Raw genomic sequence first — 12,659 nt, forward strand, 5'->3', positions numbered from 1 at the left:
GAGTCTGCCCGGGGCCTTCTTCTTCGCGGCCCGCCTGCTTGATCGCCTCGCGCCGCGCCATGCCGGGCCTCTTCTTCGGCTGCCGGCCACGTGCCGCCTTGGCGGCCTTCTGCGCCGGGGTCTGTCCGACGGGCGGACCGTGGAACCATCGCACCGCGTACGGCCGCGCGCGGTGCTCTCACCTCGTACCCCGCTGTGAGTCGGGCACGCAGCCTGTGGATTCGCCCAACCTCGCGAGACATGCGCGACCCCGCTGCCAGGATCAGGCGCCATGACCGCAGGGCACGCAGGGCACGCAGGGCACACAGGGCACACAGGGCACACAGGGGATGCAGGGCACGACAAGGCCGACAGGCACCGCAGGTCGCAGGACAGCGTCAAGGCCGAGAGGCACCGGGCGCCGCACGGCGCGGGACGCGCGAAGCGGGTCGGTAAGGCGGCAGCGGCCGACGCGTCGACGACCGCGCTGGCGCTGGCAGCACGCGGCGGGGACGCGGTGGCCGTGGAAGGGTTCGTGCGCGCCCTGCACCGGGACGTGGTGCGGTACGTCGCCCATCTCAGCGCCGATCCGCAGGCGGCGGACGATCTGGCGCAGGACACGTTCCTGCGGGCGCTCAGCGGTCTGCACCGGTTCGAGGGGCGTTCCTCGGCGCGGACGTGGCTGCTGTCCATCGCACGCCGGGCGGTGATGGACAGTCACCGGTCCGCCGCCGCCCGGCCGCGTCTGTCGGACGCGGCCGACTGGCAGACCGCCGTCGAACTGGCCCAGCCGCGCGGGCTGCCCGGCTTCGACGACGGTGTCGTCCTGCGGGATCTGCTGGCCGCGCTGCCCGAGGACCGGCGGGAGGCGTTCGTGCTGACCCAGATGCTGGGCCTGCCCTACGCGGAGGCGGCCGCGGTGAGCGGCGTCCCGGTCGGCACCGTCCGCTCACGCGTGGCCCGCGCCCGCGCCACCCTGGCCGCCCTGCTCGCCGAGGCGGGAGAGGACGGGGGAGAGGACGCGGGAGGGGAGTCGGTCAGCGCGGGCCCCGCAGGCCCCGTAGCTCGTCGATCTTCATCAGCCGGGCCAGGCCGAGGTAGACCAGGCCGAGGGTGAGGATGCCGGCCGCCAGGGCCGTCGCCGTCGGCAGGGTGCCGTCGCCGAGCGTGGCCGCGCAGGCCCGGTCGGCCGCCCAGCCCAAGAGGGCGGCCAGGCCCGCCGCGGCGGTCAGCTTCGTGTACGTGCGCCGCAGCGCGCCGTCGTCCAGCCGGCCGCCGGTCCGTCTGCGCAGGAGCCGTGCGGTGAGGGCGAGTCCGGCCAGGTAGGACACGGTGTAGGCCCCGGCCATACCGGTGACCGCCCAGCGGTCGGGCAGCAGCAGATGGCAGGCGGTGGCCAGGACGATGTTGACCGCCGCGATCCAGACCGCCATGAAGAACGGGGTGCGGGTGTCCTCGAAGGCGTAGAAGCCGCGCAGCAACACGTACTGCGCGGAGAACGGGATCAGGCCGAGCCCGAACGCCTGGAGCATGTGCCCGAGCGGCTGCGCCGAGGCCGCGTCGGCCGCGCCGTGCGCGAACAGGAGCGTGGAGAGGTGCGGACCGAGCGCCAGGAACAGGAACGCGGCCGGGACGATCACGACCCCGCTCACCCGCAGCCCGCGCGACAGGTCCGCGCGCACGTCCGCGATCCGCCCCTCGGCCACGGCACGGCTCATCCGGGGCAGCAGCGCCGTCACCAGGGAGACGGTGACCACCGACTGCGGCAGCATCCAGATGGTCTGCGCGTACGTGTACGCCGTGTAGCCCGCGCCGGAGGTAGGCAGTCTCTGGTCGACCGCGTTCGCGTAGTTGGTGACCACCGTCAGCGACACCAGGTTCGTCAGCACCAGCAGCAGGGTCCACTTGGCGGCGTGGACACCGGAACCCAGGCCCGAGCCGCGCCAGTCGAACCGCGGGCGGAAACGGAACCCGGCGGCCCGCGCGAACGGGACCAGCGCGAGGGCCTGCACCGCGATGCCCACGGTCGTCCCGACTCCCAGCAGGCGCACCTGGGCGTCGGTGATGTCCGCGACCTGCGTCGGCACGGTCATCAGGCCGAGATAGACGCCGAACATGCCCAGCAGGACGACGTTGTTGAGGACCGGCGTCCACATCATCGCGCCGAACCGCTCGCGGGCGTTGAGGACTTGGCCGTAGATGTTGAACAGGCCGTAGAAGAAGATCTGCGGGAGCAGGAAGCGCGCGAAGACCACGGTGAGGCGGTACGCGTCGTGGTTGTCCGGGGTGTCGCGCAGGTACACCGATACGATCTGCGGGGCCGCCCACACCGCCAGCACGGTGCCCACGGCGAGGACGGACACGACCAGGGTGACGAGCCGCTGCTCGTAGGCCCGGCCGCCGTCCGGGTGGGTGGCCCGCGCCCGTACCAGCTGCGGCACCAGCACGGCGTTCAGCGCGCCGCCTATGAGCAGGGTGTACAGGCTGGTCGGCACGGTGTTCGCCGTGTTGTACGTGGTGGCCAGCAGGCCGGTGCCCAGGGCCGCCGCCTGGAGCACCTGCCGGATCAGGCCCGTGGCCCGGGACACCACCGTGCCCAGCGCCATCAGTACCGACGACCGCGCCGCCCCGCCGGAACGCTTCCCTACTCGCTCTTCTGTCGTCGCCCCCATCGGGCCAACCTACGACATCAAGATCGGCGGGTCCCAACCCGGCCCTTGCGGGCGGGAGTTGGCGGCTTGATGAACTGGAGTTCCAGGGTCACCGGCGGTGTGGCCAGGCCGGGGCCGCCCGCCGCCGCCCAGGTCAGGATCTCCTCGGTGCAGTCGTCGTCCATGGCGAAGCCGACCCAGGTGGCCCGGCCGCCCGCCCGGCGGCCGGTGGCCGAGGGCTGGACGACGATGACGTTCGCCTGGTCGCAGGGGCCGAGGCAGTCCGTCGTACGGACCTGGAAGCCGCCGCCCGAAGCGGCCGCGGCGGCGCGCAGCCGTTCCAGTTGCCAGGCGTGGTCGAAGCCGGGGTGTTTGCGCACGTCGCCGCAGCAGCAGCCCCTGCACACCACCAGGGTGCAGGGGCGGCTTCCCGCGGCTCCGATCAGTGCTCGCTGGGCGGGTGGTCGCTGAGCGGGAACCATGCCGGTCAGGAGGCCGAGAGGCCCACGTGGGCCAGGGCCTGCCGGAGCAGGAACCCGTGCCCGCCCGGCATCTCGCTCTGTACCGCCGGCGACGCGGCCTCCTCCGGGCTGAACCACACCAGGTCCAGCGCGTCCTGCCGGGGGCGGCAGTCGCCGGTCACCGGCACGATGTAGGCCAGCGACACCGCGTGCTGCCGGGGGTCGTGGTACGGGGTCATGCCGTGCGTCGGGAAGTACTCGGCCACCGTGAACGGCTGGAGCGAGGTCGGCACCCGGGGCAGCGCCACCGGGCCGAGGTCCTTCTCCAGGTGGCGCAGCAGGGCGTCCCGGACGCGCTCGTGGTGCAGGACCCGGCCGGAGACCAGGGTGCGGTTGACATTGCCGTCCGGTCCGATCCGCAGCAGGAGGCCGATGCTGGTGACTTCGCCGCTGTCGTCGACGCGCACGGGCACGGCCTCGACGTACAGGATCGGCATACGGGCGCGCGCCATCTCGAGCTCGTCGGAGCTCAGCCAACCCGGCGTTGTTTCGGTCAAGTCAGACATTCTTTGATCATACTTTCAGTGTCCGTCGGGAAGCCGGTAGACCCGGCGGGCGTTGTCCGCTCCGGCCCAGCGTGCCAGGCGCAGCGCGTCGGGCAGGCCCAGTTCGTCGGCGTCCACCCGGTCCTGGAGGAGATCCCCCAGCCCCCGGCGGAACGCCAGCGCGCCGAGCCCGTAGAACTCGGCCACACCATAGGCGTCGGAGCTGTACAGCAGTTTGCGGAACGGTGTGATCTCCAGCGCCTCCTCCAGGACCGCCCGCGCTCGCGTCGGACCCACATGATGCAGGGTGAGCCCCACATCCAGGTACACCTGCTCGAACACCGCGGCCAGATAGGCGGCCTGCCGCTGGTAGGGCCAGCAGTGCAGGAACAGCACCGGGATCGTGCCCGCCGTCAGGTGCAGCCAGTCCGTCAGACGGGTCGGATCCACGCGGTGGAGCCGGATGTCGTTGTCGCCGAAGCCGGTGTGCAGTTGCAGCGGCAGTCCCAGGTCGACGGCGGTCCACAGCAGATGCCGGACCAGCACCGGTTCCGCCAGCCGTCCGCCGCGCGCCAGCCAGCGCCGGGCGGCCCGGGTGACGTCGGCGTCCGGGGGCCGGGCCGGGTCCAGGCCGAAGCCGGTGCGGTACGCGGCCACCGACTTCACCGCGACCACCCCCGGCCGCCGTACCGCGTCCAGCGCGGCCGCCCGGAACGCGTCGGCGTACCCGTCGGCCTCGACGCCCCGCGCGGCCACCGCCTCCGCGACGGACTCCAGCCGCACGACCTCGTGGGCGACCGCCCGGCCGGCGGCCTTGGCCAGCTCGGCGGGCGTGGTGACGCGCTGCGGGGCGAACCCGGTGTCGACGCAGAACACGCCGGTCCGGGCCGCGGCGAGGAACCGCCGGTTGACCTCCTCCGGGCCCAGTTCGGCGCGGCGGGCCAGGTAGACGTCGGGCGGCGCGTGCCGCTCCAGGTCGAGCAGGGGCGCGCAGTGGCGGCGTACGGCCACGCCCACCGGGGTGTCGAAGGTCGAGACGCCGGGCCACGGGTCGCCCTCGGTGAGCAGCGCCTCGAAGCCCGGCCGGTCCAGCGGGCCGGTGACGACGCCGTGGCAGTGGTGGTCCACCAGCTCCAGTTCGGCGAGCGCCTCGTGGACCGGTCCGCCGGGCATCTCAGTACTTCCAGCGGTACGCCGCGGCCACCCGCTCGTCGTCGAGCCCGTCGACGGCGTCGATCTCGCCCTGCCGTACGGCGCTCACCGCGTCGGCGAGGACCGGGCCGAGCGCGGCCCGCAGCACCTCGTCCTCGCGGAACGCGGCGACGGCCTCGGCGAGCGAGGCCGGCAGCCGGCGCACACCCCGGGCGGCGGCCTCGGCCGCGCCGAGCCGCACCGGATCGCCGTCCGTCTCCTCGGGCAGGACGGCGCCCGACGCGAGTCCGTCCAGCCCGGCGGCGATCAGGCAGCCGAGGGCGAGATACGGGTTGGCGGCCAGGTCGACCGGCTTGACCTCCACGTTCGCCTGCTTCGCGCGCCGCCCCGCCGTACCCCGCACCAGACGCAGCGCGCACTCGCGGGTCTCCAGGCCCCAGGCGGTGAACACCCCCGCCCACTGGGAGGGTTTGAGCCGCAGATAGCTCGCCGGGCTCGGCGCGGTCACCGCCGTGAGGGCCGGCAGCCGGGCCAGGACACCGGCCGTGAACGCCTCCGCGTCGGCCGTCATGCCGTGCCGCCGCTCACCGCCCGCGTGCAGGTTCGCGCCGTCGCGCCAGGCGGAGAGGTGGACGTGCCCGCCGTTGCCGACGCCCTCCGCGACGACCGCCGGGGAGAAGGAGACCCGCAGACCGTGGCGGAGGGCCACCGCGCGGATCGTCTGGCGGACGAGGACGCTGCGGTCGGCCGCCGCCACCGGGTCCAGGGCGCTCACGGAGATCTCGAACTGGCCGGGCGCGTACTCGGGATGGACCTGGTCGACGTCCACGCCCTGCGCCGCGCACGCGGCCAGCAGGTCGGCGGTGTACGCGCTCAGCTCGACCTGGCGCGTCGCGCTGTACGCGGGCCCCGACGTCGCGGGGACGAACTCCCCGGCGGGCGCCGAGTCCAGGCCGACCGCCCACTCGATCTCGATGCCCGCCTTGAAGGCGAGACCGTGCGCGTGGGCCGCGTCCGCGACGACACGGCGCAGGAAGGTGCGCGAGCATCCCGGGTGCCGGCCGCCGTCCTGCGTGAGGCGGTCGACCGGCGCCCACGCCCAGCCGGGCTGCGCCGCCAGGGCCACGAGCCGGTCGAGGTCCGGGTACAGGCGCAGGTCGCCGTCCGGGGAGCCCAGCACGTCGGTCGCGACGATGTGGTCGCCTGCGAGAAACGTGTCGAACACCGGGGACATCCCGACGCCCCAGGCCACCGCCGAGGCCAGCCCCGCCGTGGGGATCGACTTCACCCGGCCGACGCCGGCGGTGTCGACATAGGCCAGGACGACGCCGTGCACGCCCCGGCCGGACAGCTCGCCGCCCAGCGCGGTCGCCCGCTCGACTTCTCCCGGGCGCCCGCCGGTGACGGGATCGGCAAGGCTGGTCATGCGTCCTCCACGATCGGGGCGTCCGGACGGCCTGGTGTGTCCTGGTGTGTCCGGGCCGTCCGGTGTGTGCCGTACGCCCGTCAGGGTTTCACGGCCACCGCGCCGTACTGCGGCACCACGGCGAGGGAGGCGGCCTCGCCGCGCCAGCGCGAGCACGACACCAGGCCCGGTTCCAGCAGCTCCAGACCGTCGAAGAACGCGGTGATCTCCGCGCCGCCGCGGGCGGTGATCGGCGGCTTGGCGTTCTCGTTCCAGAACTTCATCGCCGGGATCTGGCCCTCGCCGCCCACCGCGGCGTCGTGGGTGGGGTGCGTCAGGACCAGGAAGCTGCCGGAGGGGACGTCGGCCATGACCTTCCGCACGATCTCCCGGGCCGCCTCGACGTCCAGGACGAAGTTCAGGATGCCCAGCATCATCACCGCGACCGGACGCGTGAAGTCCAGGGTGCCCGCCGCCCGTTCGAGGATCGCGGCCGGGTCGTGCACGTCGGCGTCGATGTAGTCGGTGACGCCCTCGGCGGTGCCGGTCAGCAGGGTGCGGGCGTGCGCCAGCACGATGGGGTCGTTGTCGACGTACACGATCCGCGCCTTTGGCGCGACGCGCTGCGCGATCTCGTGGGTGTTGTCGGCCGTGGGCAGCCCGGTGCCGATGTCGAGGAACTGCCGTACCCCGCGCTCCTCGGCCAGGAACCGCACCGCCTGCCCCAGGAACCAGCGGTCCGCGCGGGCGATCTCCCTGACGAGCGGGAACATCCCGGCGACGTGCTCGCCGACCTGCTGGTCGACCGCGTAGTTGTCCTTGCCGCCGATCCAGTAGTTCCACACCCGCGCGTTGTGCGCCACGCTCGTGTCCAGCCGTGTCGGCCCGCTCACGTGACCGCCCCTTCCCGCGTCCGGCCCGTGGCCCGGGCCTGTGCCGCCATTGTGCCGCCGGATGATCACCGTTGTCCCCGGTAGGGTGAAATTCCGGTGATCCCGTCGCAGGAAGCAGGACATGCCCTACTCGCAGACACCCGATCCGACTGCAGCCGAGCCATCGGCCGGTTCCGATTCCGGATCCGGCTCTGGTTCCGATTCCGGTTCCGCCGACATACGCCTGATCGTCACAGACATGGACGGCACGCTGCTCGACGACGACAAGAAGGTGCCGGCGGGCCTGTGGGAGACGCTGGCGCGGCTGCGTGCGCGCGGGGTGCTGTTCAGCCCGGCGAGCGGACGCCAGTACGCCACGCTGGCGGCGGAGTTCGCCGAGGTCGCCGACGGGATGGTGTTCATCGCGGAGAACGGCGCGTACGTGGTGCGCGACGGCGCGGAGCTGAGCTCCGATCCGCTGGACCCGGGCGCGGTCGCGGGGGTGAAGGAGACCGTGCGCGCGCTCACGGCCGCCGGCGTCGACGTGGGCGCCGTCGTCTGCGGGAAGCGGTCCGCGTACGTCGAGCGGACCGACGCGGCGTTCCTGGCCGAGGTCGGCCGGTACTACGTCCGCCACCGGGTCGTCGAGGACGTCACCGCCGTCGACGACGACATCCTCAAGGTCGCCCTGTTCGACTTCGGGTCCGCCGAGGAGACCACCGCCCCGGCCCTCGCGCCCTTCACGCGCACCCACCAGGTCGTCGTCTCCGGTGAGCACTGGGTCGACGTCATGAGCCGCACCGCCAACAAGGGCGCCGCGCTGCGCCGCCTCCAGCGGGAACTGGGCATCACCCCCGCGCAGACCATGGTGTTCGGCGACTACCTCAACGACCTGGAGATGCTGGACGCCGCCGACTGGTCGTTCGCCATGGCGGGCGCCCACCCGGAGGTCGTCCGCAGGGCCCGCCACCTCGCCCCCTCCAACAACGACAACGGGGTGCTGCGCACCATCGCCCGCGTCCTGGACCTCTGACGCCGCTCGTCCCCGGAGAGGGAATCGGAATGCGTGAACCGGCCGTCGTCGCCCGCCTGGCCCGGGAGATCACCTCGGGGCTGAAGACCGGGGACCTGGCGGACTTCTACCAGGACCTGCACCGCCACCCCGAGCTCGCCTTCCAGGAGCACCGCACCGCCGCGAAGCTCGCGCTGCGGCTGCGCACGGCCGGGTACGCGGTGACGGAGGGGGTGGCCCGTACCGGTGTGGTGGGGGTGCTCGCCAACGGGGACGGGCCGGTGGTGTGGCTGCGCGGCGACATGGACGCGCTGCCCGTCCGGGAGGCTACCGGCCTGGCGTACGCCTCCACGGTCGACGGCGTGATGCACGCCTGCGGCCACGACCTGCACGTCACCTGGCTGGCGGCTGCCGCCGAGGCGCTCGCCGCCGCCCGCGCGACCTGGTCCGGGACGCTCGTCGTGGTCGGGCAGCCCGCCGAGGAGGCCGAGGGCGGCGCGGCGGCGATGGTCGCGGACGGCATCCACGCCCGCTTCCCGCGCCCCGACGCGCTGTTCGGCCAGCATGCCGCGCCCGGGCTCGCCGGGTTCTACCCGCACACCCCCGGCCTGACCCTGTCGGCCTCGGACGACGTCGACGTCGTCGTGCACGGCGTGGGCGGCCACGGCTCGCGGCCCGAGTCCACCGTCGACCCGGTGGTGACGGCCGCGTACATCGTGACCAGGCTGCAGAGCGTCGTCGCGCGCGAGGTCGCGGCGAGCGAGTCGGCGGTGCTCACGGTGGGGCGGTTCCACGCCGGTACGCAGTCCAACGTCATCCCCGCCGAGGCCCGGCTCGCGCTGAACGTGCGCACCCAGGACACCCGGGTGCGCGAGCGCGTCCTCACCGCGATCCGGCGGGTCGTCGAGGGCGAGTGCGCCGCCGCCGGCTGCCCGGTCCCGCCCGAGGTCACGCTCGTCCCCGGCTATCCGAACACCGTCAACGACCCTGCCCTGGACGGGGAGATCGCCGCCGTGCACCGTGAACTCTTCGGCGAGCACACGGTGTTCGACTTCGGCCAGGCGATGGGCAGCGAGGACTTCTCCCTCCTCGCCCCGCCGGGCGTCCCGTACGACTACTGGTACGTGACCTCGACCCCGGCGGCCGTGTGGGAGGCGGCGCCGGGGGAGGAGTTGCGGGAGAAGTTCGACGAAGTACCGGGAAACCACAGCCCGTTGTTCGCGCCGGACCTGTCGGTCCTGGTGCCGGGCGTACGCACACTGGTGTCGGCGGCGCTGTCCCGGCTCGTCGTCTGACCCGCGGTCAGCCGCCGCGACGTCGCGCAGGGCCGGTCCGGTCGTCCCCACGGGGAAGCACAGTTCGGGGTCCTCGCCCACACAGGCGGCGGCACGCAACCACGCCATGGGGACGAGCACGCCCCGCCGATCTTCCCAGGGGGCCGGGCCGGGGTCTATAGTCAAAAACTAGCAGTGCTAACCAAGGAGTCCCGTCGTGCGCCCCGTCCACTTCGCGGCAGCCCGCCGCACCCCCGTCGGCAGACTGCGCGGAGCCCTGTCGGGCGTACGGCCCGACGATCTCGCCGCTGCCGTCATCCGCGGCCTCGTCGCCGATGTGCCCGCGCTCGACCCGGCCCGCGTCGACGACGTCTACTGGGGCGCCGCCAACCAGGCGGGCGAGGACAACCGCAACGTCGCCCGCATGGCCGCCCTCCTCGCCGGCCTCCCCGAGACCGTGCCCGGCGCCACGGTGAACCGGCTGTGCGCCTCCGGGCTGGAAGCCGTCACGATGGCGGCCCGCACCATCGCCGCGGGCGAGGCCGACATCGTGCTCGCGGGCGGCTCCGAGTCGATGAGCCGCGCCCCCTTCGTGCTGGCCCGCCCCGACGAGGCCCTCCCGCACCGCATCGAGACCGTCGACACCCGGCTCGGCTGGCGTCTGGTCAACCCCGCGATGAAGGACCTGCACGGTCTGCTCGCCATGGGGGAGACGGCCGAGGAGGTCGCCGCGCGCTACGGCGTCTCCCGCGAACGCCAGGACGCGTTCGCCCTGCGCAGCCACCGACTGGCCGCCCTGGCCCGGAAGAACGGCCACTTCGACGACGAACTCCTGCCCGTGCGGCGCCCGGACGGCGTGGTCGTCGACGCCGACGAGAGCATCCGCGAGGACACCTCGCCGGAGAAACTCGCGAGCCTCAAGCCCGTCTTCCGCGAGGGCGGCACGGTCACCGCCGGCAACGCCTCGCCCATGAACGACGGCGCCGCTGGGCTCCTCCTGGTCAGCGAGGAGGCACTCAACGAACTGGGGCTGGAGTCCCTGGGCCGCTATGTCGCCGGCGCCTCCGCGGGCGTCCACCCCGACGTGATGGGCATCGGCCCGGTCCCCGCCACGCGCAAGGCCCTCGCCCGGGCCGAGTGGAGCGTCGAGGACGTCCAGGAGGCCGAGTTCAACGAGGCGTTCGCCGCCCAGGTCCTCGCCTGCGTCGACCAGCTCGGCATCGACCCCGACCGGGTCAACCCCAGCGGCGGCGCGATCGCCCTCGGCCACCCGCTGGGCTGCTCGGGCGCCCGTATCCTCACCACCCTCCTGCACCGCATGCGCCGCACGGGAGCGGAACGCGGACTCGCCACGATGTGCGTGGGCGTCGGACAGGGCAGCGCGGTGCTCGTGGAGCGGCACTGACACCGTCGGCGCAGGTCACCAGGCGAGACGGCCCTGCGGGCGGCCGTTACATGTGCGTAGCATCGGTCCCCGCATGAACACGATGACGTTGTGGCACATAACCGGCTGGGAGTTCGCCGCCCTCGCCCTCGCGGCCTTGCTGGTCGGCTTCTCCAAGACGGCCGTCAGCGGGGCCAACACGGTCAGCCTCGCGATCTTCGCGGCGGTGCTGCCCGCCAAGGCCTCCACGGGCGTCCTGCTGCCGCTGCTGATCGCCGGCGACGTCATGGCCGTCCTCACCTACCGGCGGCACGCCCACTGGCCCACCCTGTGGCGGCTGTTCCCCGCGGTCGCGGCCGGCGTGGTCTTCGGCACGCTCTTCCTGGTGTGGGCCGACGACGGGATCGTCCGGACGTCGATCGGGGCGATCCTGCTGCTGATGGCGGGCGTGACGATGTGGCGGCGCCGCACGGCCGAGACGGCGGACGAACCCGACGCGGTGGTCACCCGGGCCGGCCGGATCAAGGCCCGCTCCTACGGCGTCCTCGGCGGCTTCACCACGATGGTCGCCAACGCGGGCGGCCCGGTGATGTCGATGTACCTGCTCTCGGCCGGCTTCCGCAAGCTCGGCTTCCTCGGCACCTCCGCGTTCTTCTTCCTGATCGTCAACCTCGCGAAGGTGCCCTTCAGCGCGAGCCTCGGCCTCATCGACGGCCACTCGCTGCTCCTGGACGCCGCACTCGTCGCGTTGGTCGTCCCCGGCGCACTGCTCGGCAAGTGGGCGGTGCACCGCATCAACCAGCGGCTGTTCGAGCAACTGGTGATCGCGGCGACGGTGCTGGGCGGCCTGCAACTGCTCCTGCACTGACGGCCCCTTGCGGAAGGGGTGTGCCCGGTACGGGAGTTCAGCTCGGCTCGGTTCGGTACAGGGGGCGGCGGGCGGCCACCCAGTCCGAGGTGGCCCCGAGGCCGCCGAACGTGTAGAAGTGCACGCCGAGATCACCGTGCCGGACGGGGTCGTAGCGCTCGGCCAGGGTGTGCAGGAACCGGTCGGGGCCGGCCGTGCCCATCAGGTTGGTCAGCGAGAACCCGTACTTCTTCGCGATCCCGGCGCTGGTGCCCACACCGAACCGCGTCGCGTACGTCAGCAGCCGCCTGACCCCGGCCGGACCGGGCACCCCGACCCGCACCGGCAGGTCGACGCCCCGCTCGCGCAGCGCCTCCACCCAGGTCAGGACCGGTTCGGCGTCGAAGCCGAACTGCGTGATGACGCTGCCCCGCAGGCCCTGTTCGCGCAGCAGCTGGGACTTCTCCTCGATCGCCGACCACAGCACCCCGTCGGCGATGGCCGGGTGGCCCTCGGGGTAGCCGCTGACGCCGACGTGCCGGACGCCGTACTCCTGGAGCAGCCCGGACCGCAGCACGGCCGACGAGTCGTCGTACGGGCCGTGCGGGACGGCCGGGTCGCCGCCGACGACGAAGACCTCCTCCGTCGCGCCCACGGCCCGCAGCGCGCCGAGGAACTCCGCCAGCTCCGCCTGGGAGCGCAGCCGGCGGGCGGAGATGTGCGGCACGGGCACGAAGCCGGACCGCCGGACCGCGCGGGCGGCGGCGAGCCGTTGCCGCGGGTCCTCGTTGCCGAGGAAGGTGACGTTGATCCGGGTGCCGGGCGGGATGGTGTCCCGGGCCTCCTCCAGGCCGGGCACGTCCTTGCCGGTCATCTCCAGGGAGAATCCGTCGAGAAGGCCGTCGAGAAGGCCGTCGAGGAGGACGGGGGGTGCCGTCGTACGCGTTTCGCTCACGGATGAAGCCTGGGGAACGACGGGCGCGGACGGGAGTCGCTGAATCGATCTAGTGGGCAGGGTAACAGCGGCACGAGCGGGCACGAGCGGGCACGGAGGTCTCGTGAGGCGTCCCGTGAGGG

General features: G+C 73.3%; 12 protein-coding genes and 1 pseudogene. 5 read left to right on the forward strand and 8 right to left on the reverse strand.

Features of this window, described 5'->3' with window-relative positions; all coding sequences use genetic code 11:
- Positions 1-271 precede the first annotated feature (271 nt).
- On the forward strand, positions 272-1,096 hold the full coding sequence (locus tag OG352_RS36070; protein WP_329222688.1) for a sigma-70 family RNA polymerase sigma factor: 825 nt from the start codon (positions 272-274) through the stop codon (positions 1,094-1,096).
- Here OG352_RS36070 and murJ read toward each other — a convergent pair.
- The 6 genes from murJ to OG352_RS36100 all read right to left on the reverse strand — a co-directional run bounded on the left by murJ (position 1,017) and on the right by OG352_RS36100 (position 7,086).
- Entirely contained in the window at positions 1,017-2,585 is a 1,569-nt protein-coding gene (gene murJ, locus OG352_RS36075; protein ID WP_329224090.1) for a murein biosynthesis integral membrane protein MurJ, read from the reverse strand. The two genes, OG352_RS36070 and murJ, sit on opposite strands and share 80 nt — an antisense overlap.
- A gap of 83 nt (positions 2,586-2,668) precedes the next feature.
- Positions 2,669-3,112 (reverse strand): (2Fe-2S) ferredoxin domain-containing protein, encoded by a 444-nt coding sequence (locus OG352_RS36080; protein WP_329222689.1) that lies wholly within the window; start codon positions 3,110-3,112, stop codon positions 2,669-2,671.
- A gap of 5 nt (positions 3,113-3,117) precedes the next feature.
- Entirely contained in the window at positions 3,118-3,657 is a 540-nt protein-coding gene (locus OG352_RS36085; protein WP_329222690.1) for an NUDIX hydrolase family protein, read from the reverse strand.
- 15 nt (positions 3,658-3,672) lie between these two features.
- Positions 3,673-4,809, reverse strand: coding sequence for an amidohydrolase family protein (locus OG352_RS36090; protein WP_329222691.1), 1,137 nt, complete (start codon positions 4,807-4,809; stop codon positions 3,673-3,675).
- Between the two features lies 1 nt (position 4,810).
- Positions 4,811-6,214, reverse strand: coding sequence for a glutamine synthetase family protein (locus OG352_RS36095; RefSeq protein ID WP_329222692.1), 1,404 nt, complete (start codon positions 6,212-6,214; stop codon positions 4,811-4,813).
- Positions 6,215-6,294: 80 nt separating this feature from the next.
- Positions 6,295-7,086 (reverse strand): SAM-dependent methyltransferase, encoded by a 792-nt coding sequence (locus OG352_RS36100; RefSeq protein ID WP_329222693.1) that lies wholly within the window; start codon positions 7,084-7,086, stop codon positions 6,295-6,297.
- A 121-nt stretch (positions 7,087-7,207) separates the two neighbouring features.
- On the opposite strand from OG352_RS36100, the gene OG352_RS36105 reads away from it, so the two are divergent.
- A complete protein-coding gene (locus OG352_RS36105; protein ID WP_329222694.1) occupies positions 7,208-8,098 on the forward strand; it encodes a Cof-type HAD-IIB family hydrolase in 891 nt (296 codons plus the stop codon).
- 29 nt (positions 8,099-8,127) lie between these two features.
- Entirely contained in the window at positions 8,128-9,372 is a 1,245-nt protein-coding gene (locus OG352_RS36110; protein WP_329222695.1) for an amidohydrolase, read from the forward strand.
- 3 nt (positions 9,373-9,375) lie between these two features.
- Here the strand turns inward: OG352_RS36110 and OG352_RS40150 are convergent.
- A pseudogene (locus OG352_RS40150) lies at positions 9,376-9,480 on the reverse strand (WhiB family transcriptional regulator); the annotation flags it as partial.
- A gap of 88 nt (positions 9,481-9,568) precedes the next feature.
- On the opposite strand from OG352_RS40150, the gene OG352_RS36115 reads away from it, so the two are divergent.
- Both OG352_RS36115 and OG352_RS36120 read left to right on the forward strand, forming a co-directional pair.
- Positions 9,569-10,756, forward strand: coding sequence for a thiolase family protein (locus tag OG352_RS36115; protein ID WP_329222696.1), 1,188 nt, complete (start codon positions 9,569-9,571; stop codon positions 10,754-10,756).
- A 73-nt stretch (positions 10,757-10,829) separates the two neighbouring features.
- On the forward strand, positions 10,830-11,603 hold the full coding sequence (locus OG352_RS36120; RefSeq protein ID WP_329222698.1) for a sulfite exporter TauE/SafE family protein: 774 nt from the start codon (positions 10,830-10,832) through the stop codon (positions 11,601-11,603).
- Between the two features lie 37 nt (positions 11,604-11,640).
- Here OG352_RS36120 and OG352_RS36125 read toward each other — a convergent pair whose 3' ends face one another.
- Positions 11,641-12,456: a methylenetetrahydrofolate reductase gene (locus OG352_RS36125; protein WP_329224092.1), complete on the reverse strand. Its 816-nt coding sequence runs from the start codon at positions 12,454-12,456 to the stop codon at positions 11,641-11,643.
- Between the last annotated feature and the right edge of the window lie 203 nt (positions 12,457-12,659).

The sequence above is a fragment of the Streptomyces sp. NBC_01485 genome, from assembly GCF_036227125.1.
Taxonomy (GTDB): Bacteria; Actinomycetota; Actinomycetes; order Streptomycetales; family Streptomycetaceae; genus Streptomyces.

Bases quoted from the DNA above. Each gene is read 5' to 3' on its own strand.
- OG352_RS36070 (WP_329222688.1), top strand. From the start codon at position 272: ATGACCGCAGGGCACGCAGGGCACGCAGGGCACACAGGGCACACAGGG.
- murJ (WP_329224090.1), bottom strand. From the start codon at position 2,585: ATGGCGCTGGGCACGGTGGTGTCCCGGGCCACGGGCCTGATCCGGCAG.
- OG352_RS36080 (WP_329222689.1), bottom strand. From the start codon at position 3,112: ATGGTTCCCGCTCAGCGACCACCCGCCCAGCGAGCACTGATCGGAGCC.
- OG352_RS36085 (WP_329222690.1), bottom strand. From the start codon at position 3,657: ATGTCTGACTTGACCGAAACAACGCCGGGTTGGCTGAGCTCCGACGAG.
- OG352_RS36090 (WP_329222691.1), bottom strand. From the start codon at position 4,809: ATGCCCGGCGGACCGGTCCACGAGGCGCTCGCCGAACTGGAGCTGGTG.
- OG352_RS36095 (WP_329222692.1), bottom strand. From the start codon at position 6,214: ATGACCAGCCTTGCCGATCCCGTCACCGGCGGGCGCCCGGGAGAAGTC.
- OG352_RS36105 (WP_329222694.1), top strand. From the start codon at position 7,208: ATGCCCTACTCGCAGACACCCGATCCGACTGCAGCCGAGCCATCGGCC.
- OG352_RS36110 (WP_329222695.1), top strand. From the start codon at position 8,128: ATGCGTGAACCGGCCGTCGTCGCCCGCCTGGCCCGGGAGATCACCTCG.
- OG352_RS36120 (WP_329222698.1), top strand. From the start codon at position 10,830: ATGAACACGATGACGTTGTGGCACATAACCGGCTGGGAGTTCGCCGCC.
- OG352_RS36125 (WP_329224092.1), bottom strand. From the start codon at position 12,456: ATGACCGGCAAGGACGTGCCCGGCCTGGAGGAGGCCCGGGACACCATC.